At 58.0% G+C, this 24,127-nt stretch carries 15 protein-coding genes and 2 tRNA genes; 4 read left to right on the forward strand and 13 right to left on the reverse strand.

Annotation, left to right across the window (positions count from 1 at the left end):
- Window positions 1-57: 57 nt before the first annotated feature.
- From argH to BMY31_RS05990, 5 genes are all read right to left on the reverse strand, one after another.
- Window positions 58-1,470 carry an argininosuccinate lyase gene (gene argH, locus BMY31_RS05970; RefSeq protein ID WP_078687331.1) on the reverse strand — a complete coding sequence of 471 codons (1,413 nt, stop codon included), beginning with the start codon at window positions 1,468-1,470 and terminating at the stop codon, window positions 58-60.
- 27 nt (window positions 1,471-1,497) lie between these two features.
- Entirely contained in the window at window positions 1,498-2,826 is a 1,329-nt protein-coding gene (locus BMY31_RS05975) for an argininosuccinate synthase (protein WP_091009109.1), read from the reverse strand.
- A 593-nt stretch (window positions 2,827-3,419) separates the two neighbouring features.
- Window positions 3,420-6,101 (reverse strand): glycoside hydrolase family 3 protein, encoded by a 2,682-nt coding sequence (locus BMY31_RS05980; RefSeq protein WP_180371370.1) that lies wholly within the window; start codon window positions 6,099-6,101, stop codon window positions 3,420-3,422.
- A gap of 446 nt (window positions 6,102-6,547) precedes the next feature.
- A tRNA-Lys gene (locus BMY31_RS05985) sits at window positions 6,548-6,623 on the reverse strand.
- 62 nt (window positions 6,624-6,685) lie between these two features.
- On the reverse strand, window positions 6,686-7,969 hold the full coding sequence (locus tag BMY31_RS05990; RefSeq protein ID WP_091009119.1) for an aminopeptidase: 1,284 nt from the start codon (window positions 7,967-7,969) through the stop codon (window positions 6,686-6,688).
- 233 nt (window positions 7,970-8,202) lie between these two features.
- On the opposite strand from BMY31_RS05990, the gene BMY31_RS05995 reads away from it, so the two are divergent.
- Window positions 8,203-8,277 (forward strand) — tRNA-Gly (locus BMY31_RS05995).
- 465 nt (window positions 8,278-8,742) lie between these two features.
- Window positions 8,743-8,988: a glutaredoxin family protein gene (locus BMY31_RS06000; protein WP_078687327.1), complete on the forward strand. Its 246-nt coding sequence runs from the start codon at window positions 8,743-8,745 to the stop codon at window positions 8,986-8,988.
- Between the two features lie 97 nt (window positions 8,989-9,085).
- Here the strand turns inward: BMY31_RS06000 and BMY31_RS06005 are convergent, their stop codons facing one another.
- The gene (locus tag BMY31_RS06005; protein WP_091009122.1) at window positions 9,086-13,027 is read right to left on the reverse strand and encodes a M28 family peptidase; all 3,942 of its coding nucleotides are present in this window, start codon (window positions 13,025-13,027) and stop codon (window positions 9,086-9,088) included.
- 226 nt (window positions 13,028-13,253) lie between these two features.
- Here BMY31_RS06005 and BMY31_RS06010 point away from each other — a divergent pair, with 226 nt between their 5' ends.
- Window positions 13,254-15,290: a helix-turn-helix transcriptional regulator gene (locus BMY31_RS06010; RefSeq protein ID WP_091009123.1), complete on the forward strand. Its 2,037-nt coding sequence runs from the start codon at window positions 13,254-13,256 to the stop codon at window positions 15,288-15,290.
- Here BMY31_RS06010 and BMY31_RS06015 read toward each other — a convergent pair.
- Together BMY31_RS06015 and BMY31_RS06020 are read right to left on the reverse strand one after the other, a co-directional pair.
- Window positions 15,257-18,181, reverse strand: a complete 2,925-nt coding sequence (locus BMY31_RS06015) for a helicase C-terminal domain-containing protein (protein ID WP_091009126.1) — start codon at window positions 18,179-18,181, stop codon at window positions 15,257-15,259. The genes BMY31_RS06010 and BMY31_RS06015 overlap by 34 nt on opposite strands.
- 63 nt (window positions 18,182-18,244) lie before the next feature.
- Window positions 18,245-19,219: a D-alanine--D-alanine ligase family protein gene (locus BMY31_RS06020; RefSeq protein WP_091009129.1), complete on the reverse strand. Its 975-nt coding sequence runs from the start codon at window positions 19,217-19,219 to the stop codon at window positions 18,245-18,247.
- Window positions 19,220-19,330: 111 nt separating this feature from the next.
- On the opposite strand from BMY31_RS06020, the gene rlmN reads away from it, so the two are divergent.
- Window positions 19,331-20,407 carry a 23S rRNA (adenine(2503)-C(2))-methyltransferase RlmN gene (rlmN, locus tag BMY31_RS06025; protein WP_180363881.1) on the forward strand — a complete coding sequence of 359 codons (1,077 nt, stop codon included), beginning with the start codon at window positions 19,331-19,333 and terminating at the stop codon, window positions 20,405-20,407.
- Between the two features lie 104 nt (window positions 20,408-20,511).
- Here the strand turns inward: rlmN and BMY31_RS08780 are convergent, their stop codons facing one another.
- The 5 genes from BMY31_RS08780 to BMY31_RS06045 all read right to left on the reverse strand — a co-directional run bounded on the left by BMY31_RS08780 (window position 20,512) and on the right by BMY31_RS06045 (window position 24,113).
- Window positions 20,512-20,754 (reverse strand): hypothetical protein, encoded by a 243-nt coding sequence (locus BMY31_RS08780; protein WP_143802947.1) that lies wholly within the window; start codon window positions 20,752-20,754, stop codon window positions 20,512-20,514.
- Window positions 20,754-21,629, reverse strand: coding sequence for a ParB/RepB/Spo0J family partition protein (locus BMY31_RS06030; RefSeq protein ID WP_078687322.1), 876 nt, complete (start codon window positions 21,627-21,629; stop codon window positions 20,754-20,756). The genes BMY31_RS08780 and BMY31_RS06030 overlap by 1 nt, the downstream gene beginning before the upstream one ends.
- Window positions 21,622-22,422, reverse strand: coding sequence for a ParA family protein (locus tag BMY31_RS06035; protein WP_234970719.1), 801 nt, complete (start codon window positions 22,420-22,422; stop codon window positions 21,622-21,624). Before BMY31_RS06035 ends, BMY31_RS06030 begins: the two co-directional genes overlap by 8 nt.
- Window positions 22,423-22,676: 254 nt before the next feature.
- A complete protein-coding gene (gene rsmG, locus BMY31_RS06040) occupies window positions 22,677-23,414 on the reverse strand; it encodes a 16S rRNA (guanine(527)-N(7))-methyltransferase RsmG (RefSeq protein WP_091009132.1) in 738 nt (245 codons plus the stop codon).
- 120 nt (window positions 23,415-23,534) lie between these two features.
- Window positions 23,535-24,113 (reverse strand): Jag family protein, encoded by a 579-nt coding sequence (locus tag BMY31_RS06045; RefSeq protein ID WP_078687319.1) that lies wholly within the window; start codon window positions 24,111-24,113, stop codon window positions 23,535-23,537.
- Window positions 24,114-24,127: the final 14 nt, after the last annotated feature.

The raw sequence follows: 24,127 nt of genomic DNA on the forward strand, positions 1-24,127 counted from the left end.
AAAGGTCGGACCAAGGCGGAGGTCGAATCAGATGTCGGCCACGACGTATCGGCCGGGCTAGACGGCCTTGGCGGCAAGCGACTTTGCCGCAAGTTGGTCGCGACCGAGCGTGTCGTGCGCCTCGCTAATCTGGACGCGAACGGCCTCATGGCCTGTCCCGCCATAAGTGTTGCGCGCACCGGCGATGCCAGCGGGATCAAGGTCCCGTGCGATGTCGTCCTCGAAGAGCGAACTCGCCTTCTTGAAGTCCTCGAGCGTGAGGTCCTCGAGCCCCATGTGGTGCTTCTCGCAGTAAAGGACCAGCTCGCCCACGACCTCGTGCGCGCGACGGAACGGCAGGCCGTGCTTGGCCAGGTAGTCGGCGACGTCGGTCGCGGCAGTGAAGCCCTGTCCAGCCTCGTCCAGCATACGCTGCTCGTGGACCTCCCAGGTTCTCACCATGCCCTCGACGCAGGTCATGCAGTCGTGAAGTGTCTCGGCCGCATCGATCGCGCCCTCCTTGCACTCCTGAAGGTCCTTGTTGTACGCCAGCGGCAGTCCCTTCATAGTCGTGAGAAGCGTCATCAGGTCGCCGTAGACGCGGCCCGTCTTGCCGCGCGTGAGCTCAGCGAAGTCTGGGTTCTTTTTCTGCGGCATGATAGAGGATCCGGTGGAGTACGAGTCGCTAAGCGTGATGAAGCCAAACTCGGTGGTGGACCAGGTGATGATCTCCTCGCACAGGCGCGAGAGGTGCATCATGCTCACGCTGCAGGCGTACTCGAGATCGAGCAGGTAGTCGCGGTCGGACACCGCGTCCATCGAGTTGGGAATGGGGTGGTCAAAGCCCAGGAGCTCCGTAGTGTAGTGACGGTCGAGCGGATAGGTAGTTCCCGCAAGGGCGGCCGAGCCAAGAGGGTTGGCGTCAGCCGCATGATAGGCCGAGGCGAGGCGGCCGAAGTCACGCGTGAGCATCCAGAAGTAGGCAAGCAGGTGGTGCGAGAAGAGCACGGGCTGCGCGTGCTGCATGTGCGTATAGCCTGGCATGACCACGCCGAAGTACTTCTCCGCGCCTTCGAGAAGAGCGTCGCGCAAAGAGCAGTTGGCCTGAATCAGCCCAAGCAGGAGGTCCTTCGCGAGCAGCCGGATGTCAGTTGCAACCTGATCGTTTCTGGACCTTCCGGTGTGCAGGCGGGCACCAGCGTCGCCAATGTCTGCAGTCAGCGCACCCTCGACGGCCATGTGGATGTCCTCGTCGTTGACGTCCCACTCGAAGGAGCCCGATTCGATCTTCTCCTTGATCGCGCGAAGGCCGGCCTCAATCTTCCGGACGTCCTCCTCAGAAAGGACGCCCTGCTTCGCGAGCATCTTGGCATGCGCAATGGATCCGGCGATGTCCTGCCGGTACATCTTCTTGTCCACCTCGAGCGAAGCGCCAAAGCGCTGGGTAAACTCATCGACGCCCTGCTCGAACCTGCCGGACCATAGTGCCATGTGCTTCTCCCCCATCTTGCTAAAAACCTATGCGCAAACGACGTGAACCTTGGCCTTCTCGGTAGGAGCCTGCGGAACAGGCGTCGCCGTGTTGCCAATCTGGAACTGCTTGACCTCATGCTCCGACAGCGACTGGACGTGCTTGGGGCCCTGCTGCTTGGACCAGGTCTGCGTGGGCAGCGAGTGGAGGCTGATCCAGCCGGCCGACTTGGAGCGATCGAAGAGGTCGCCGTCGCCGTAGGTGGCCAGGCCCTCCTGATACAGAGAGTAATCGGACTTGCGGCCGGTGACGACGAAGGTGCCCTTGTAGAACTTGGCCCTCACCTCACCGGTCACATACTGCTGGGTGCTCGCGATGAACGCATCGAGGGAGTTCTTGAGCGGCGAGAACCAGAGGCCGTCGTAGATGAGCGTGGCCCACTTCTGATCAACCGACGCCTTGTAGTGAAGCGTGTCGTGGTCGAGGCACATGGACTCGAGGGCCTTGTGGGCGTTGATGAGTGCGAGAGAAGCGGGGCACTCGTAGCACTCGCGGCTCTTGATGCCGATGACGCGGTCCTCGATCATGTCGATGCGGCCATAGGCGTTGGCGCCGGCAATCTTGTTGAGCTTCACGATGAGGTCGAGCATGGACATCTTCTTGCCGTCCAGGGAGACGGGAACTCCGGCCTCGAAGCCAATGACGACCTCGGTCGGCGTGTCGGGAGCCTCCTCAGGACTGACCGTCATCGTCCAGATGTCCGCAGGCGGCTCGTTCCAGGCGTTTTCGAGCACGCCGCACTCGATGGCCCTGCCGAACAGGTTGTCATCGATGGAGTAGGGCTTGGCCGCCGTGGTGGGAACGGGCACGTCGTGTGCGGCGGCCCACTCCATCTCCTGCTCGCGGGTCAGGAGGTCCCACTCGCGAACGGGAGCGATGACGTTGAGCGAGGGATCGATGGCGTGGATGGAGGTCTCGAAGCGCACCTGGTCGTTACCCTTGCCGGTACAGCCATGGGCAATGTAGGTGGCACCGTACTGGTGCGCAGCCTCGACCATGTAGGCCGAGATCATCGGGCGGGAGAGGGCCGAGAGCAGTGGGTAGGTTCCCTCGTATAGGCCGTTTGCGGCCACGGCCTTGGTCAGGACCTGCTCGGCGTACTCGTTGCGCATGTCAACCGACTCAGCGGCAATGGCACCCATGTCGAGAGCCTTCTGCTTGACCCAATTGAGGTCCTGAGACTCCTGGCCCACGTTGCAGCAAATGGCAACGACGTCGAGGTTCTTCTCGACCTGAAGCCACTTGACCATAACGGAGGTGTCAAGGCCACCGGAATACGCGAGGACTACCCTCTCCTTGTTTGCCGTCTCTACCATCTGTATCACTCCCATGTTTGTTGGCGTGCTCGCCACTTGCTTCCGTCAGTTTCCATGACTATTAGCTACGCTGCATAAGAAAAATGGCACCCGGGCGCGATGCCTGGGTGCCATTGGGTCTCTGTATTTCGAGGTGTATCCCTCTTAGAAGACACAAGTCAGCACGCGCTGGCATCGCAGCGTGATTCGTCGGTTCTGGCGTCGGAGGGAGCTCACTGCGGTCATGTTGTGCTGCATATTGGCTTTCCCCCTTCGTAAACCAGCAGCTCGTTGCTGCGCGAGACTTGTTGGGTTGGTACTTTAGCGTGCTAGACGGCGATTGCCAACGATTTCCGCCGTAGGTAATTTTCTTGAAACAAAAGGCTAACATTTCTGCGCGCTCACGTAACAATGCAGCACGTTTGTCGACAAACGCCCCACAAATCCGCAGGTACTCTGCGTATGCGGTCATATGCATATAATATTGCAAGCGTCGTATATGCCACAATGGCCTGACTTTTACGCGCGTTCGTCAAACCCAGATACGAAGACGGGGCCGGAACGTCAGCCCCGACCCCGTTCGCGCAAATTTTCTACCAAAACTTTGCGCAGCTCTACTTGACTCGCACACCCTTCATCATCGCGCCGCCGGCAGTTAGGATGCCGGCGGCGACCAAGATCAGCGGCGCCACGTCAACCGCAAGGTCGCCCGTCTTGGGAAGCCCGGCGTATGCGGCCTTCGAGCGGGCCTGATGCGAAGGCGCGGAGGTTGCGGCGTAGATGGAGGAAGAATCGTCGCTCGCCTCGGATGCGTTTTGGGCCGCCTTGGCAACGGCAAACGCAGTCGAGAGGTCAAACTCACCCTCACCGTAGTCATAGGCGAGCGCCAGAGCGTGCTTGCCCGCGGAGAGCGCGTCGAGGAAGCTCGACGAGAGCGCCAGAACGGTCGAGCCAGGAAGAACCTCGTAGTCTCCCTCGCTCACAGCAACGCCATCAACGAGCACCTTTACCAGTTTGTCATGACGAGCGTTGGTCTCGAAGACGAGGCCTCTCTCGGAGCCCGCGACATACGTCGCATTTCCGCCATTGGTGAACTGGTAGTCATACGAAAGGCCGAAGCCGCGCTTGTACAGCGTCGGCGAGGGGTCAAACGTGTAGGAGCCGTCATCCTTCTTGGTCATACTCGGGATGTTGACCGGAAGCTCTCCCGTAGGGTTCCGCGCGTCGAACATCGCCTCGACGGCCGCGATGATATTCGCGTTGTAGGCACCGGCGTTTCCGGAACCACGGTCGGTGGGGTCCATGTTGGTGCCAGAGGCCATGTATGCGAGCACGATTGCGTCGGCGTTCTGATAGCGAGCGACGTCGTAGGGCAGGTTAGCGCTCAAGAGCACGAACTTTCCACCGGCGGCGTGAGTCTGGTCGATGGCCTTCTGAATGCCCTGGTGGTAAGGAGAGTCATCCTGCAAGCCCGAAACGTTGTACATCTTGCTCAGGGCAATCGTCACGTCAGCGTGCGCGAGGGCGTCGATGAGGTCCTGACTGTAGAGGGCGGTGCCGGTTGATGCATCATAATAGAGGGCGATGACGATCTTCATGGCGGAGGAGTCCGAGCCGCGGGTCGCGCCCGACACCAGGTTGGTAACCTTGGCATCGGCAGCAATGATGCCCTTCTCCTGGAGGTCCTTGATTGCGTGGTCGAGGACGACCTCGTCGCCCTGCTGGCGGCCAAGGACCACAACGGCTCCCTTGTGGCCGGAGACGGGAAGCGTAATGCTGTCGTTCTTGATGACCGTGACCACCTGCTGGGCAACGTCCATCTCGGTCGCATGGTTCTCGTCGCTGCCCACGACCTGCTTCGCGTTGGCAACGGCCTGATCGAGGTTGATCGCGGAAACGTCAAGGTCGAGAATGCCGTACTTCTTCTTTAGCTCGAGGATGCGCCTGACGCTCTCATTGATGCGGTCCACGGGGATGGAGCCGTCGTTCACCTTCGCGATGAGCGCCGCGATGTACTGGTCGTAGAATGCCGCGGCTTCCTCGCTCTTCAAATCAGTGGGAATGAGGAGCATGTCGGCACCGGCATTGATGACCTTCTCGGCAACGTTCGTGCAGTACTCAACGGACCCCTTTCTGCCAGGAACCAGACCGCCGTCATACACGGCGCCCATCTCGAGGGCGTCGGTAACGATGACGCCGTCGTAACCGAGTTCGCGGCGAAGAAGATCGGTCAGAATCTTGTGGGACATCGTTGCGGGATAGTAGCCCGTGGTTCCGTCGGCGAAGATGACAGGATCGTCGAACTGGGGCAGCGTGATGTGTGCCGTCATGATAATATCGGCGCCGCCCTCGACAACGAACTTGAATGGAACGAGCTCGGTCTTGCGGAGCTCGTCACCAGTCTTGTTGACCGACGCTCCGCCCGTGTGCGTGTCGGTCGCCGTGTCGCCATGGCCCGGGAAGTGCTTGAAGGTCGCGGCAACGTTGCTCTTCTTAAGGCCGCGCATGAACGCCATGGCAAGCTTTGCGACGGTCTTGGGGTCATCCGAGAAGGACCTCACGCCAATCACGGGGTTGAGCGGATTGTTGTTGACATCGGCATCAGGCGCAAAGTCCACGTTGAAGCCAAGGGCCGCAAGCTCCTTGCCAATCACTTCTCCGGTCTTCTCCGCATTGGCCTCGGCCTGCTCGCCCGTCGCGCCGGTCGCCATGCTGCCCGTCATGCGGGTGCCCATAGAGAGGCGTGTCACAACGCCACCCTCCTCATCGATCGGCATGAGGTACGGAATCTTGCTTGTCGCGCCAATCTGACCGTTGTTGGCCTGAAGGTCATACACGAGACGGAACGTCTGCTCTACACCCTTTACGTTCTGGCCAAACAGAATGATGCCGCCATACTGGTGCTTGCGCAGCGCAGCAGCCAGCTCGGGCACCGCGGAAAGGTCAACGACCTCTTGGCCATTCCAAGTACGGATGGCAGGAATGATCATCTGGGCGATCTTCTCGTCGATGGTCATGTGAACGATGATCTGATCGACGTCGCTGTCGGACTGCACGGCAATCTTTGGTGCCGCCGTAGTCGGAGTGGCGCTCGCGGGCAGATGACCGGCATCCGCAGGCACAACCCGCGATGCGGCGGATTCCTGCGCAGTCACAGGAAAAGCGGGTGCGCCCGTCGCGGGCTCGGGGGCTGCGGGGGCAGCGGTTGCCTCGGACACCTCGGCAGAAGCCTGATACACCTGGGCTGACTCATCCTTCGCTTCCAGGACCTCACCAGGTCTCTTGGTAGGAGCCACACTCGCTTCCGGCGAAGGTTCCTCAGCCTTTGCGTCGCCCTGGGCAGCGACCGAGTTTGACGTTACGACGTCTTGCGCGTCTTCGTCTGCCCAGGCAACCCGTGAAAGCGCCGTGGCGGCACCAAAGACCAATGCCGTCGAGAGGAACGCTCGCAACAGGATTGCGACAGGGCGTCTGCCACAACACTTTTGAGCCATTTTTGCCTTCTCTCGTAACCGTAGCCTATGCGCCCACTCGAATGTAGCACCTGGATTGTGACAAGACGTTTCATATAGTTGAGCGGTTTCTTATTGAACCTTTGCGTCAATATCAATATGAATAGTGGTTACAACACCGTGGTACCAGACGAGAAGGTCATGGCATCCGGAGTGGGTGCATGCCGGTTGCCCGACGTGCTACATAAGAAAACGGGCCAGAGGCTAAGCCCCTAACCCGTTGCATTCTTTGGTGGGTCGTGTGGGTCTCGAACCCACGACCTTGGGATTAAAAGTCCCCTGCTCTACCAACTGAGCTAACGACCCTTTTGCAGGTGAATCATACCACGATGAGTGACCCTCGAACTAGACGACCCACATGGATGAGATTACTGGTTCTCCCAGGCCCACTGCCCCTCGACGAAGACGGGAACCTGGTCGCCGTCCTGCGTAATGCCCCAGATGTTGATGTCATCCGAGCCAATCATGAAGTCCACGTGGACGGCAGACTGGTTGACCCCGTGGGCGATGAGCTCCTCCTTGTTCATCTCAAGGCCGCCGGCGAGGCACTCGGGGAAGCCCATGCCCAGTGCAAGGTGACAAGAGGCGTTCTCGTCGTAGAGCGTGTCATAGAACAGAATCTCGCTCTGCCGGATAGGGGTGTTCTTGGAGATAAGTGCGCACTCCCCCAGTCGACAGGAGTTCTCGTCCGTCTCGATGATGTGGCGCAGGACCTCCTTGCCGCGCTTGGCGCCAAAGTCAATCACACGGCCGCCCTCAAACCTGAGCCAGAACCCATCGATGATCTGACCCGCATGGACAAGCGGCATGGCGGAGTACACGATGCCGTCGGCACGCATACGATCGGGCGAGGTAAACACCTCTTCGGTCGGGATGTTGGGGAAGTACGAGACTCCACCGACGGTCGTTCCGGCACCACCATCCCACAGTGAGCCCTTGTTAAGGCCGACGGTGAGGTTGGTGCCGTTCTTGGCCTCGTAGCGAAGCGCGTCGAAGGCAGCCTCGTTCAGACGGCGCTTGTTCTTTTCGAACGCCGCATTGTGCGTCTCCCAGTCGCTTTGGGGATCGGCACCGTCCGCTCGGGCGGCCGAAAGGATGGCGAGCCACATCTTATAGATGGGCTCGACCCCGTCAGTCTCAGGAAAGACCTTCTTGGCCCAAGCCTCGACGGGAACGCCGGCGATGCACCAGGCGTTGCGACCGAAATCCATGCCATCACGAAAGGCCATGCACTCGGTGTTGCGCGCAAAACGTGCGGCCGCAGGCTTCTTAGGATCGATTCCGTCGAAAATGGAGGGGTCGGAGCCTTCAAGGAACAGGAAGCATGCACCGTCTTCGGCAAGGCCGTTGAGCTGTTCGCGCTTCCACGCGGGCACATGCTTGAAGTAGTCGATGCCAACGTTCTGATACTCCAGACGACTCATCTGGTCGTCAGCCCAGATTACGGTAACGTGCCCGGCACCAGCCTCATATGCCTTCTTGACAACGACGCGGGCGAAGTCCGCGCGCTCGACCGGAGAGTTAACGACAACCTCCTGCCCTTTCTGAACCGCAATGCCCTTGCGGACAATCAGCTCGGCGTAGGCTTCAATCTGGGGAGCCAGCCCCTCGAGAGCGCGCCTGGCCTCTTGCTCGGTCATGGTCTCGACCATGTAGTATCCCTTCGTTCTCCCAAAAAATGGGATGGGCCCCAAGGACCCCGATTCAATTAAAAGCGCAAGGGGGATTTTAAACCATCCATCCGCATGCAAGGTGTAGGTATCAGAAGTATCCGCATCCAACGTGTGACCCGTTCACGCACGCCCGGCCCCGGAAGCGACACGCGCCGAAATTGACCGCTCGGATAGGCGTCGGTTGCGACAAGTGTGCTACTATTCATCCGTACGCGGGCGTCGCCAAGTGGTAAGGCAATGGCTTCCCAAGCCATCATCCGCGGGTTCGAGTCCCGTCGCCCGCTCCAGTGACTTGACAGGGACCCTTCCGTCGGAAGGGTCCCCTTTTTATGCGCCAACAACGCAATCCCCTGGGCAGAAATCGACAACAGGCAAGCCTACCGCAGCTCAAGTCCGTGGTCAGATTCGTGCTACGCCCAAGGTCTACCCTTCTCTCACAAGCCCGCAAAAGAACAATCGCGGCTCGGAAGGGTTCCACATGAAACGTCCGTCACCAGACATAAGGCCAGTCCTTTGGGAAGCAAACACGCACATTCAGCCCCTTAGCCAGGGGCCCAGCGAGAAGCGCCTGCCTCTCGCTCGCGTGCCCGTTCTGGCTACGGAGTCCCCAGCCCTCTTGACACGCAACGCCTTCGGGTACGGCCATGCCGGGGCGCGACGGCTCAACCTTTTGTAACAAGCGCAGCGAAAAAGCAGGGGTTCCAGCCGTTACGTGGGTAATATCTAATCGTCCGCAAAACGAAGGAGGTACCATGGCTGAAGAAAAGGAACTGGTTCTGTACTACAAGCCCACTTGTCCGTTCTGCGCTAAGGTGCTCGACTTTATGGAAGAGGACGGCATCGAGCTTCCGCTGCGCAACATCCTCACGGATGACGCCGCGCTCAAGACGCTTATCGAGGTCGGTGGCAAGAAGCAGGTCCCCTGCCTCTTTATCGACGGCGAGCCGTTGTACGAATCCAACGACATCATCGATTATCTGCGAGCCAACTGCTCCTAAAGCAAGGCGAGCGCTATTCTTGCCCATATCATAGCGACCGGACACACAAGGAGGCCCACCTCGTCGAGGCGGGCCTCCTGCTCTTCTTGATACGAGACTATGCGCGGCGGATGAGCTCGGCAACGAGTTCAGTGACCGTTGCGACCTGCGCTCGATCGATGTTGGGCGCAACGTCCTCAGCCGTATGCGACAGCGCCGGAACACCGGAAGGCGCCGTTCCCATGATGGTGGTCGCGCGCATGTTCGCCTTCATGGCGGGCGTAGCATCAGTCGTCGCCCAGTTGTACTTCCTGTGACCCAGGGCAACGTGCATGTCCCTTGCGATGTTGAGGAGTAGGCGACCCATCCTCCTGTCCGCGCGACGGATCTCGGCGGAGCCCTCGTGGCTCAGGATGGTAAGGTCGCCGGCACCGACGGAGTCCAGGTTGACGACGAAGGCGCCACGAACGTCGCGGCGATACTCCGCTAGGAAGTTCTTGATGCCAGCATGATCGAGCGAGGAAGCTCCAACGGCGACGAACCAGATGTCGTGTGCGAGAAGCTCGTCGTCGTTCATTCCCAGGATGGCCTCGCGGACGTCTTCGTCGTTCGGCTCCCCACCAGACTCAGCAAGCGGCTCGGAGTAGCCGTCATCGTAGGGCGCAGCAGCATCCTCGGGCGAATGCGTTTGCTTACCATACTCGTACTGGACTTCGCCAGCACCCTCAGGACCCGAAGAGAGCTCGTATCCCACGGCGCCCTCGGGCTCAACGTTCTGCTCGCCCTCAACGACGCGGAACCCAGAGCGGGTGGTGCCGCCACCCTTCCAGTTGCCGCGGCCCTTCTCGGACTCGTCCTTGAAGTTGTCCCAGTTACCAATCTTGCGGCCGTTCTTCTTGGCGTCATAGTCCTGCTCGACGCCAAGCCAGTCGCTCATCGATTCCGGCTCTTCTGCCTTCTTGTGTCCGAACAGTGAGAAGTGCTTCTTCTGACGCTTCTCGGCAGCCTGGACAGACTGGCGCAGGGGCGCGTCAGCACTGCTGACGAATCCGATGGCCTGGCGCTCTCCATGGCGTGTGCCCTCGTCGGTCGCTTCGGCGCGGTGCTCGGGAGCAACGGACTCAATCGGCTTGACCGGAGCGTTATCGAGCGTGCTCGGCGTGGGCGACGTGGAGTCTGGGTCGCTCACGAACGGATCGGACGGGGTGACGGACGGGTCGGGAAGGTCGAACAGGACCGCGCGGCGGGCGATGTTGGGCTGGGGCATCGGGCGAAACGAGCTTGTCCCCCATGACGGATCCTCGATAGGTGCGGGGTTGGGCTTCTCCTCCGAGACACCCTTGATGCCCAGGCCGTCGACGGACAGGGCGTCGAGGCCGCTGACGTCCTTGGTTGCGAGCTCCTCCTCCGGAACGTCCTGCTCGGACGAGAAGGTCATTGCGCTTACGGCGATGGTCGCCTGCGGATCGATGTCCTGCTTGGGCATCGGCGCGGGCTGCATGGTCTGGATGTCCTGGCCGAGCCTTTCCGAACGAGGGGAGGGCTCGTGGGTCGTCTCAGGAAGGGGCTCGAAGCCAACCGTCTGGGTTGCCTCGGACTCGTCAGCACCGGAGGCTGCCTTCGCGGAGGGTGCTGGCTCGAATGCCGTCGTCTCGCCCGAGCCTGCCTCCTCGGCGCTCGGCTCGGCAATCGTCGGAGTCTCCACTGCGAAGTCGCCGCTCTCATCGGCGACGGCCTCGGCGGCGGTGTCGGCGACCTCGGTCACGTCAGAGTCAGCGGGCGCCGCGGCGTCAGCGGCACGCTCGACCTGCTCACGACCCTCAGCCGAAGCAGCGGGGCTCCTGAAACGCTCGACCAGTCGGCCCCAAGCCGTCTTGAGGTTGTCCAGAAGCGCAGGCGCGGCACCGGCCGAAGCCTCGCCCCCATCGGAGACGGTCTCGAACTCCGCATCCTCGTAAAGGGGCTCGACTTGGGCAGCAACTTCCGGATGCACAACCGGTGCGGCCGCGTCATCGGCGGCGCCGACCTCTACGGGAGCATCCTCCGCCGCGTCCGCAACGGGAGCGAAAGAGGTGGTCTCCTGAGCATCAAATCCAGCCGGCGTCTCCTGCTCCGCGCCATCAGCGTCCATCAGGGGAAGTTCGGGCACGATAGGCTCATACTCAGCCGGCACCCCGGCATACAGAGGCTCGTCGGCGGCGGAATCGCCGTCCGCGCTGGCGGCAGCGCCATCGGGCTCGTCGGGCACGGCGGCTTCGTCGGAGGACTGGAACGCATTCGCGACCGCATTTAGCTCGTCGGTCTCGGGGACCTCGGGAACTATCGACGCAATGGGCTCGAAGCTCGGGACGTCTTCGAGCGAGCTCTCGTGCTCGGACTCCGTCCGGGTTCCGAGGTCCTGTGTCGAAGCAACAAAGGACTGCTCCGCATCAGGCAAGAAGGACGTGGTCTCGGAAAGCTCGGTCCTCTCGGTGACTTCGGCAAAGCCGTCCTCTTCCGTACCCTCGATGGGCTCGTCGGCAGCGGCGGCACGAGGGGTGGGCTCGCCTACCGCAGAGTGCTCCTCGAAGGCGCCCGTCGACGCAACCTGGACAGGCTCCGGCTGGACAAGCTCATAGTGGGCAAAGGGGTACTGCTCTTCGTACGTGACGTAGTGGAGAAGGCCGTCCTCGTCGTACTCCGGGTACTCGTAGTACTCGGGAATCTCATGGTCGTACTCGACGAATCCAGACGGCTGGGGTGACGCGGCATTCTGGTCGGCAAGGCCCTCGGCGGCAAGCGCCGCATCCTCCTCGGCGTAGAGGCTCGAGAAGTCCGGAATCTCGGGAATCTCGGGAAGGTCAGAAAGGTCGATCTGCGGAGCGGGCGGCTCCTTATAGATGATCTGGCAATCCTCGGGAAGGATGTTCAGGCTCTGCATGAACTCGGCGCCGCGGCGGACCCTGCCCGCAAGGAGCTCCTTGTAGCTCGGCACGCTCAGCTCGTCCGCCTCGACATCGACGGCGACGGAGTGGTCGTCGGACTCCTCCTTGGCAAGCACTTCTCCACCGAAGGCCTCTGCCTGGGGAGAAGCGATCTCCTGGTAGTCGTCAGCCGGAGCTGGCCCGAAGGTCGACGCGCCATAGACCTCGTCCTGAGGCCGTTCGACGTATGCAGGATAGTCGGCAGGCTCGGGCTCGGCGACAGGCTCGTCATCGTAGCCGCGCGGCACGTAATGATTGACGGCAACGTCGTCATCGCCAGGGTACTCGGGCTCGTCGAAGGCCCCCTCGGGCTCGGGAGCGGGAACCGCCTCGATGTGCGGGTGCAGGGCCATATAGCGTTTAGCCTCGTCGTCGGAGGGGTGCACCTTATCCATCACGCCGAGCATGGCCGCAACGGACGCCTTGTTGTCGTTCGCTCCCTCGGTGCAGGGGGCAAAGCGCCCGTAGATCGCCGCAACGCCGACCAGCAGCGAGGGCAACGAAGCCAGGATGCCCACAATCCAGAGGAGGTGTCGGAACGACTCGGGCAGGAAGCCCATGATTTGAATGAGCGCGCACACGGCAACCACGTTGGTGCAGACGAACGTCGAACGCCGGATGAGCGGCTGAAAGACCGAGAACTGTTCGCGGTACAGAAGGCCCTCGTTGGGAGTGTCGTAGTGAGCGACAATCACGATGGGTCGGTTGCCCTTCACCACGAGGGGACCGGAGGCGCGATGCACGCCGATAACGTTCTGGCTGCGCGCCTTGGGCCCAAGGTTGGCCAGAACGTTCCTCCCACTGTACTCAAGAACAAGGAGCGCAAACGGGACGCCCACCAGAAGCAGGCCCACGAGCGCGACAACCGAACCCAGGAAGCCGACGAGCAACATGCCCAGGAACATGATTACGTACATGACGTTGCGAGGCAGGTCGCCGGCGGCAGGCGTATCGAAATCCTGCATCTGAACCTCGAGCCCGTGTTCCTGCATGAGTGAGCCCAACAGCTCCGCAGCGTCAAGCTCTTCCTGGCTGTTCGCGGGAGAGATGTCTATCTTCTCGTTGAGGTAATCAAGATACGTGCGAGTTTCTGACATGCTTTATCGTCCTTTGCCGGGGCAATGAAATTCAATAGCGATATACAGCTTTCGAGTATACGTCTAATGCTCCGAGAATTCGGATGGAGCAAGCAGCAATTACGGTGACGTACACGATAAATTGCCTTGATGGGTGCCATTTGGAAACCACAGTCGCTCGCTTCAGACGGTCCTTAAGACAGAAGAACGTATAGTCTTGCTAGAGAGACGATAGGGAGAAGAACACATGACCAGTGCCCACGAAGCCCCCACGAACAAGGACGTCAGAATCTCGAAGGACGACGAGCAGGCGATGCGCCTGGTCAACCTACTCGTAGGCTTTTCCAACGCGCATCACCCCCTGACAAGCGCCGAGGTAAAGGCCAATTGGTACGCAGTGGGCGAAAAATGCAAGATATCCGACGACAGTTTCTCAAAAGCTTTCTCTCGTGACCGCAAGCAGCTGGCCCGCCTGGGCGTCATCATCGAGCAGGCAGGCTCGCGAGACAGCCTCAAGCTGTGGCAGCTCAACGGCACCGAGTCCTTCGTCGACCATAGTCAGGAGCTCTCGGAAATCGAAAGCATGCAGCTGGTTGTCGCACTCAGCCCGCTGCGTGACGACCCAGCCTTTCCGTTTCGCTCGGAGCTCAGTCGCGCCCTCAGCAAGATAAACACGTCCTTCTCCATTGCACCGCAAGGCGTGAGTGTGGGTCGAGAGGAAGCACGCAACCCCATAGAGAATCACCTGAGCGACGCGCTGCTGTCGCAGCACTTCGTCAGGGCTGACTATCAGAAGGCTGACGGCAAGCGCGCACGCTACCGCCTGGCGCTGCTCGGAACCTTTGGCAACTGGTACCACAGCTACTACGTCGCGGCGAAGGTCGACGAGAAGGGCGAGTTCGATGTGGATGCGGCGCGCGTCTTTCGGCTGGACCGCTTTGCGCGCGTCTCGGTCGAGGAGCGTTCTCACTACGAAATCCCTCTCGACTTCAACGCCGAGAGCTACCACGTTCTCCCCTTCCAGATTGGAGAGCCTACGGAGAGCTTGACGTTTTTGGTTGCGCCAACACCCAGCGACGAGGTGCAAAACGCCTGCGTACGCTCGGGGTCTGTCCAACGAGACGAGTCCGGATCCATGCGTTGGGCCGTCAGTGCGGCAGACGTTAGCCTCGCAGCGCGTTGGGCCGTCGCCGAGGGCATCACTCCCCTGTCCCCCCGGACGCTGGTCGACGCATACAACACGATTGTGAAAGAGGCGGCCGACACGCATGCCAAGGCTAACGTCGTCAGCCGACTCCAAGGCTCTGGCGGCAAGCAGAGTCAGAGCGTCACGAAGCGATCAAAGGGACGCCCTGGCGGCATCGAACGAGCCAGGGATCTCTTTGCCCTCATCGGCGCGCTGCAGAACGACGCGGACTCGCTTTCCGTCGAGGCCGTGGCGAAGCGACTCAACTGCAGCACCGATCACGCACGAAGGCTCACGGACCTGCTCATCCAATCCACCGCCGAAGGCGAGGGCACACACCTCCCCCTCACCTACGACGAGGCCACCGGCGAGGTCGGGCTCAGCTCATCCACTCCCTCGAGAGCACACGGACGACCGGTTCGACTGCTTCCCAGCGAGGCATACGCCCTGCTCAAGGGTATGGCGGCAACCGGAATCTCTTTGGGTGGCCCCCATGGTCGGAAGCTAGTTCGCGCGCTTGCCGAGCGCGTTGCCGAAGGGACGCGCCTCCGGGCGTTCCCGTCCGTGTCGCCCACGCCTCGGACGGAAACGCCCGCACAGTCAAACAACGATGGAAAGAAGATCCTCACCTGCTCCCAGGCACTCAATGCGCAGAAGAACGTGCGCTTTGACTATCAGTCGGCAGGCTTCAAGTCATCCAGAACGGTGAGGCCGCTTGGCCTTGTCTACCAAGAGGGTCACAGCTACCTGAGCGCCTACGACCTTGGACGACAATCAGAGCGCCTGTTCAGGACCGACAGGATGAGCAACGTAAGCGCCACGGACTCGAGCCAGGCAAGCGATTGGCTGCCGGAGAGTTCTGAGCCCAGGCCGATCGTCTTCGAGGTGCTCGACCGCAAGACCGTCATGTCCTTCAACTGGCCCAACACGCACTTCTTCACCGCAGACGGCAGAACCATGGGACAGACCGACTACTATGGCGGAATGTGGCTCGTCCGCAGGTTCGCCGCCCTTTCGAGAGCCGTCGCACTTGGCGACGAGGGGCTCTGCCTGTCCGTAGGAGACTACGCGCGCGAGCTCCTCCACATGCCGATGTAGCGCCGGACGTTAGCGCGTTCAAGCAGAGTCGCGTCGCTCTTGGGGAGCGAAGCGATGAACTGTCGGCCGTAGCGCTTGGTGACCAGGCGCGAGTCGGCCAACACCAGCACGCCGCTGTCCGTCGCGGTCCTGATGAGGCGACCGGCAGCCTGCTTGACCTCGATGACCGCCTCGGGAAGGGAGTGGTTGAACCAGGCTCGCTCCTCGCGCAAATCGCGCTCGCGAACCAGTGGGTCACGCGGACTTGCAAACGGCAGTTTCGGAATGACCACGCAGCGCAGCGTCTCGCCCGTGGCGTCGAAGCCCTCCCAGAACGACTTGAGCGCGAGTAGCGAGGTAGTCTTGTTCTGAAGGAACTTCTGCCTGAGCGTGCGGGCGGAGGTACCACGATCCTGACTCAGCAGGTCAAGCCCAATCTGCGAGAGCCTGGGCGCAAGCCCCTCGTACACGCGCTCCATATCGCGACGATTCGTGAACAGGGTCAGAACCGAACCACCCATGGCGCTGTGAATATCAAACAGCAGGTCCTCGAGGGCATCCAGGTATTGTGGGTCGTTCGGCTGAGGCATGTCCCGGGTAACGATGACCGACATGTTGTTCTCGTAGTCAAAGCTTGACGAGAGCTGCACGTCCTTGTACATGGAGCGATCGAGCAGGTCAAGTCCGACCGCATGATCGAAGTGGTCGAACTTGTCTGCAACCGTCATCGTCGCCGAGGTGTATACGACGCTCATCATCTCGGGAAGCCAGCGGCTTCCCAGGTCGGCGCCGATGTCGAGCTTTTCCGCCACCAGCTTCTCGCTGCCAATGTCCTTCTTGCGCCGAGACAGGTACGCAGAGTACACGTAGCTCTTGTCTTCGCCCTCGATAATCAGGCGCAGGTTGTCAAGAAGCTCGAACAGGAATCTGCTTGACTCACCCAAGTCACCTGCCATCTCGGGAGAGCTTTGGGCCAGAACTTCCACGGTCTCCCTAGCGCTTTTGGTTGCCTCTTCCAGCCGCTCGATGGCCTGGTGTGCGCACTCCGAAAGCGCAGCCCACTCCGGCGTCGATCGAGCCTCCTCGTCAATCCAGAGGGTCAGGCTGTCATAGCCTCCCCCGCCTCGTACGACGCGGGACAGCTCGTGAAGTCGGAAGAACATATCGCTCGTCGAGATAGACGCCCTCGACGCAGCGGCAGCCACCTTGGTAAGGAGCCTCGTCACAAGCGTTGTCTCTTCGAGATTCGAAGACTGCGTCATGAGGGCGTGGATTGCCCCGCTCTTCGTGCCGCCGAGCATCTCAAATCCCTCTCGGACGGAGTCACCCGAGACTTCACGCGCCCATTGGCGGCGAGCCTCAGCCTCAAAGCCGTGCGCCTCGTCGATAACCCAGTGCCTCACGGGCGGTAGAATCTTGCCGTCCATGTCGATGTCTCGAAGCAGCAACGAATGATTGGTCACCACAACGTCGCTCGAGGCCGCTCTGCGGCGTGCACCGTGGACCAGGCACTCGTTGGGATAGTACGGGCACTTGCTTCGCAGGCACTCCGCGGGCGAGGTGGTAAGCATTTCTCGGGGAACAAAACGCCACCTGATTCCCAGGGCATCAAGGTCTCCCTCGGGCGACTGGCATGAGAACGCATAGACGACCGCAAGCGCCGTCAGGACGTCGGCCTCGACCGAGGCGAGCGACTTTTGCCCCTTGTCCAAGAGGATTCCCGAAAAGTCGTTTATCGCGGCCTTGTCGACGCGATGCAGGCAGGGGTAGTGGTCATACCCCTTCAGGCTGGTAAAGCTCACTCCCCCTTTGATCGCCGCGTTGAGCGCGGGAAGCTCGTGGGAAACAAGCTGGTCAGTAAGGGCGTTGGTCTTGGTGGCAACACCCACTGTGACGTTGTTGAGCTTCGCAAACTCAATCTCAGGCACGAGATACGCAATCGACTTGCCAACGCCCGTGCCTGCCTCGACGGACCGATGGGTCGAGGTTGCGAGAGCGTTCCTCACCTCGACGGCCATCTGAACCTGGTCGGGACGCGACTCAAACGAGTCGTACATCTTCCCCACCAAGCCATCAGGCGAGAAGGACTCGCGCACGGTGTCGCGAGTCTCTACTTCAAACGGCGTGTCTCTTTCGGCTGCGTCGCAACGCGCGTGGTAGTTCTTCTGCGCAATCAGGTCATGGCGCACCTGCTTGAGGGAGAAGGGGGCGTCTGCGTCCCCCCACATGTCAGCAAGGTACGAGAAAATTGGCCTGAACTGCCACTCGACGTCTGGATGCAGCCGCGAGATATATCCCAACAGGCCCGTGGGCATATCGCTCAGGCCTAGCAGCAGAATGCGCCAGATGCCGGCGAGCGCGTCGACGTCGTCCATCGCACGGTGCGTGACGGTATCGCACCCAAAGGCGGAGGCCATGTCGGACAGCCGATGGGTCACAAGGCGCGGAAGGGCTATGCGAGAGAGCGAAAGCGTATCAATCCAGTGGTCGCTCACCTCGCGGCCGCCGGAAACCGATTCGATGAACGTGCGATCGAAGGTCGCGTTATGTGCAAGCACGGGCATGCTGCCTACGAAGTCGGCGAGGGCAGACACGGCCTCTTTTGCGGACGGCGCGTCGCTCACGTCGAGGTCGGTAATGTTGGTTAGGGCGCTGATCTCGGGGGGAATGGGACCGCTCGGGTGCACGAACGTGCGGAAGCGCTCAACCAGCTTGCCACCCGACATGCGCGCGGCGGCTATCTCGATTAGCTCGCAGTTCCTGAAGGATAGGCCCGTAGTCTCCGTATCTAAAAACACTATGTCGTCCTCGAGAACGCCAAAATCCGCCGTCTTGGCACGCTCTTCTAGGGAGGCATACGCCTCGGCCGTCTCCCTTGGAGTTCCTGGAATCAACAGCGAATCGATGGACATATACGTTCCTATCTTCTAACACCCTATAAACGCAAGAAGCCGCACGTTTGTGCGGCCCCTCAGCTACTCTGCGCTTCGCTCGGCGTACGCCTCTAGTGCCCACTCCACAAACATCTTGCAGAGCTGCGGGAACTCGATTCCGTCACGGCGTGCAGAGTCTGGCAGGAGGCTGCTCTCGGTCATACCGGGAATCGTGTTGGTCTCGAGAATGACCGGCGTGCCATCGGCCTTCACGATGAAGTCGCTTCGCGAGGCGCCGCGACAACCCAGGGCCTTGTGAGCCGCAACCGCGAGCCCCTGCGCCCTCTTGTAGGACTCCTCGGGCAGGCGGGCAGGAATGACATGATGAAGCTCAGAGGGTTCATACTTGACAGTGCTGTCGTAGAAGTCCGCACCGGTTACGACCTCGATGATGGGCAGCGCGCGCGGCGCGTCGTTGCCGATGACGGGAACCGATATCTCGGTTCCCTCGATGCAGGACTCGACTAGCACGCGATCACCCTCCGCACCAGCCGTCTTAACGGCATCGGCAATCTGATCCGCGGCGGTAACTCTCGAGACGCCGTAGCTAGAACCATTGGCGGCCGGCTTCACGAAGAGGGGAAGTCCCAGCTTCTGCACGAGCTCATTTGCCTGCTCGTCTGAAACCTCCTGGTCGCCGGGAATGTCAACGCCCTCGGGCACCGGAATGCCAGCGGAGCGATAGATCATTTTGGCGACTTCCTTCTCGGTGCCAGCAGCAGAGGCGAGCACGCCCGAGAACGTATAGGGAATATGCATAATCTCAAGCAGACCCTGAATACTTCCGTCCTCACCATAGCGGCCGTGCATCGCCACGAAACAAACGTCGTAGTCGCCCGCAACGAGCTTGGAGACAAAGTCCTTCTCGGCGACGTCAAGTATGTCAACTCGCGAGAAACCAGCCTCTTGCAGTGCTCGCGAGCACGCAGAGGCAGAGGCGAGCGAAATCTCCCGCTCGTCCGACCAGCCACCGGCCAGCACGGCTACGCTGCATTGTGTAACGTCGGTCTTCTCCATCTTTAAACTCCCTAAAACACCCCGTAGGTGCGATAGACTCTGCTCATAGCGATTACTCGGGTCATTAGGGTAACGCACGTATAAGTTCAGATACGGACGAGGATGCAAATCATGCAAGATGACAACATGGAGCGCAACGCTGCGCCCTCCCCCGTAGCCAAGCGCGACCTCCACTCGCTCACTCACGGCGAGCTTCTCGAACTGCTCGAGAAGCTCAATCAACCTAAATTTCGCGCCAAGCAGATTGAAGAGTGGGTTTGGGAGAAAAACGTTTTATCTTTTGATGAAATGACTAACCTTCCCAAAGTTCTTCGTCAAGCTCTGGCAACTAGCTGCACCCTCGGTGGCGTGCAGGTTGCGGCACGACAGGTCTCCTCGGACGGCAGCCGCAAGTATCTGCTTCGCTACGATGACGGCGTTGCCGTAGAATGCGTTGGCATGCCCAACAGGAACAAGCTTGCGGTATGTGCTTCGACCCAAGCGGGCTGCGCCATGGGCTGCGCCTTCTGCGCTACGGGCGCGGCAGGCCTCACGCGCTCTCTTACCGCCGGAGAGATTTACGAGCAGGTCATGCACGTACGCGACGACTTCAATTCCCGCGTTACCAGCGTCGTCCTCATGGGCCAAGGAGAGCCTTTCATGAACTACGACGCGGTGCTCGAGGCACTACGCCGCCTCAACTCCCCTGACGGAGCCGGCATTGGCGCGCGTCACCTGACCGTTTCCACCTGCGGGGTCATTCCGATGATCAAGCGCTTCGCCAACGAGCCAGAGCAGTTTACGCTGGCGGTTTCCCTTCACTCTGCCGTTCAGCGCACAAGGGACCTACTCATGCCCGGCGTAAAGAAGTACTCGCTCCTCCACCTCTACGACATTATGGGTGAGTACGTCGACAAGACCGGAAGACGCCCCACCTACGAATATGCCCTTATCAAGGGCGTGAACGACTCTGAAGACGAGATTGCGGCCCTGTGCGACTTCTGCCGCGATAACCTCGCTCACGTGAACCTGATCAAGCTCAACGACGTTAAGGGCTCAAAGTTCCAGCCCTCTTCCGACGCCAAGGCCCTCGAGTTTGTTAAGCGACTTGCCGCCGTTGGCGTTGAGGCAACGATTCGTAATTCCCGCGGCTCTGACATAGACGCCGCATGCGGTCAGCTTCGTCAGAACGTCGAGAAGAACTTCTAATTCGCCCTTCTCTTAGCTTACCTTTTCTTAGCTTACCAATACATTAATGGGGTCTCACGTTATGCGAGACCCCATTTTCTTATACATGTTGTTATTGGATTTCTCTAGAAGCCTATATGCTCCCACTCTTCGTTTACCTGCTTTAACCTATCTTCTACACCTTCGTCAACGTACTGCCCAACATCATCATTAGTTTTATCTTTTATTTTCTGAAGATTGTTCGCTACGCCAGAGGTCATATTTCTCAGAGAGACTTGAGCTTCTTTGGTTAGCAGTAGTTTATAGGCTAAATATACGCTCGCGGTTGTGAGGCAAGCCAAAACTGCCAATTTTTTGAGTCGCTTCATTATTCCCCCAGATCAACGCCCGTATCACTTAGCGCGTTGACAAGACGGAGTAATTCTTCCTCACTCTTAAACTCAATCTCAATCTTATTCTTGTTTCTAACTGTCTTCACCTTGACGTTAGTATCCAAGGCAAGTCTTAGTTGTCGCGCTGCGCGCTTGAACGACTGTGGAGCCGGAATACGATGCGGTTTATCTGAAGCATCATTAGTGCCAGAAAATAACGGAGCAAGATTTTCTGTCTGTCTGACTGTAAGATTTTCGTCTACGACCTTCTGGGCAAGCTTCAGTCTCCCCTCCTCGCTATTCACAGCAAGGATTGCCCTAGCATGACCAGCGGTCAGCTTTCCCTCACTCATCATCTCCTGAACTTCTGTTGGAAGATCAAGGAGCCTCAACGTATTTGCGATTGCAGACCTAGACTTCGAAAGTACTTTACCAAGTTCCTCTTGAGTGAAGTCGTTGTCCTCCAGAAGTTTTTGGTATCCTCGTGCTTCCTCGATTGGACTAAGGTCAGATCGTTGAAGATTCTCAATTAGCGCTAGCTTAAACACATCCTCATCAGAGATGTCCTTTATGTTGACAGGAACCTCTTTGAGCCCGGCCATCTTAGCAGCCTGATATCTACGCTCACCAGCAACGATCTCGTAGCCGTTTCCCTTCTTTCGGACAAGGATTGGCTGTAATATGCCGTTTTGTGAAATAGAGTCTGCAAGCTCAGCCAACAGATCAGGATCAAAGCTCTTTCTTGGTTGAGATTTGTTAACCTTAATTTTTGAGAGCGGGACAGTTGATTCGGGAACAATTGCGCTAATTTCCGCATCAGCGCCCCCTATTAGTGATTCTAAACCCTTCCCAAGCCCCGATTTTTTAGCCACGACGCACCACTTCCTTTGCAAGCTTCATATATGCAAGAGACCCCTTGCTCACGCGTGCGTACATAGTAATAGGAAGACCGTGACTCGGTGCTTCAGAGAGTTTTACGCTACGAGGAATGACAGTCTTGAATACTTTATTGCCAAAATAGCTTCTAACTTCGTCTACAACTTGCTTAGAGAGCGTTGTTCTTGCGTCAAACATCGTCATAACGACGCCAAACACATCAAGTTCTGGGTTCAGCCTTCCCTTAACCATCTTCATTGATTCAAGGAGTTTTGTTACCCCCTCAAGAGCGTAGAACTCACACTGAATAGGAATCAACAATGAGTTTGCTGCTACAAGTGCATTAATTGTCAGAAGGCCAAGCGATGGTGGGCAATCGATAAAGACATAGTCGAATTCATCTTTGACTTTAGAAAGAATAGCTTTCAGAATGCTCTCTCGCGCCATTGCGGAAACAAGTTCGATTTCGGCTCCAGCAAGCTGAATAGTTGCAGGAACGACGAATACGTTCTGCTCAATTGTCGGACAAATTATGTCCTCTATTGGAAAATTGTTCATTAGAGCATCATAAATATCATTTTCGAGCTCTTCTTTTTCAATTCCATATCCGCTAGATGTGTTTCCTTGAGGATCCAGGTCAACGATTAGTACTTTTTTCTTATTCTCACCAAGTGCTGCTGAGAGATTTACTGCAGTTGTAGACTTTCCGACGCCACCTTTTTGATTAATAATTGCGATAACCTTTGCTGGTCTACCTGGAAAAGCTCTTTTTATATCTTTAAAACCCAATGTTCCTCCTATATGCTGCATTTCTATTTCAATTCTTCTGCTTTTTGTTGGTCTATATGACTGTTTCACGTGAAACAATACACAAGCTGTAAATTGTTTCATATGAAACAGCTACATGAAGTGACACTATGTTTCACGTGAAACATAATAATCACTAGTTAGCGACTCTGCATAACAACCTAAATCAATCATCACCTATAACAAGATAATTCATCTTCGGCTCTTAAGAATTCTTAATATCGTAGAAAATAATTCTATAATGGTCGACGCTTTGCGTCGCCTGGCTTACGTGGAAGTTTAACTGAAGGATACGATGTCTTAGTAAACACCATCAACTCGCGGTGGCCAGAATGTTTGGGCAACTCAAACGTTTCACGTGAAACAAGTTCAAGACCACAAATCTTAGAAACCCTAAGTGCATCGGATACTTCTTCGTCAGATGGATTACCCTTAGAAATGACAAGAGAACCACCCATCTTAAGAAGAGGCGCAGCATACTCAATTAATACATTGGTCTCTGCAACGGCACGCGCAGTACAAACATTAAAGTTCTGAGACCGATGTTTGGCAAGGAGCTCAGCCCTTTCCATGGAGAAGTTTACGTTACTTAAGCCAAGGGCATTAATGAACTCTTGATCGGCCCTAATCTTCTTCTGAACAGAATCGAGAAGGGTAACCCGAGAAGAAAGAGTAATGGCAAGGGGAATACCTGGAAATCCAGCACCTGTACCAATATCAAGAACATCACCATCATCAGGCTTCTCAAGACAATTTCTAACAAAGGGAAGAAATAGGAGAGAGTCAACCAGATGACGAATGATGCCATCCTCAACGTTATCAATACGAGTAAGATTGAGAACCTTATTCTTCTCGATCACCAAATCAAGATGCTTTAAAAGAAGAATAGCCTGACCATCAGTTACATCTATCAGATAGTCAGAGCAATAATTCTGTAAGAGCTCAACAGACTTCGAAAAGTCTTCTGTAGTCATTAGTCCTCCTGACAAAAACTTTCGATACGTGATTTTTTGTCATAAGAAAAGGGGAGAGGCAAATGCCTCTCCCCAAACAATATCAAAATCTATTCCCCTGCAGATTATGAGCAGAAGAAATTAGCTCCTAACGTACGTAATCACAACCCTTCTGTCAGGATCTTCACCCTCAGAATGAGTGCTCACTTCAACGTCATCGACAAGCGCAAGGTGAACAAGACGACGCTCGTAGGCATTCATCGGAGCAAGAGTAACAGTACTCTGTTGACGCTTGGCACGAGAGGCCGCGGAACGAGCAAGGCACATGATTTTCTCCTTGCGACGACTCTTATATCCCTCGATATCGACAACCATGGGGAAGCGGAACTTAAGAAGGTTGCTCATAAAAGATGAAACTATCATCTGGAGAGCATCAAGCGTACGACCATGTCGTCCGATTAAAACTGCAAGATTGCCACCACTGATGTCAAGAATCAGCTCGCCGTCCTCGCCGTCATACTCATCAATGGTGACCTGTTCTTCTCCAAAGTAGGAAAGCAGGTTGCGAATGTAATTGATGGCAACGTCAGCAATCGCATCAATTTCGTCGTCCGTCAGGTCAACACCAGCCTCAAAGTGCTCTCGAATGATGGCAAAACGATCCTCGTGGGCAGCAGGAACCTCTTCGGTATCAACGGCCTCTGCAAGCTCTTCTTCCATTCCAACCTCCTAAA

The organism is Parafannyhessea umbonata, assembly GCF_900111255.1.
Taxonomy (GTDB): Bacteria; Actinomycetota; Coriobacteriia; order Coriobacteriales; family Atopobiaceae; genus Olsenella_J; species Olsenella_J umbonata_A.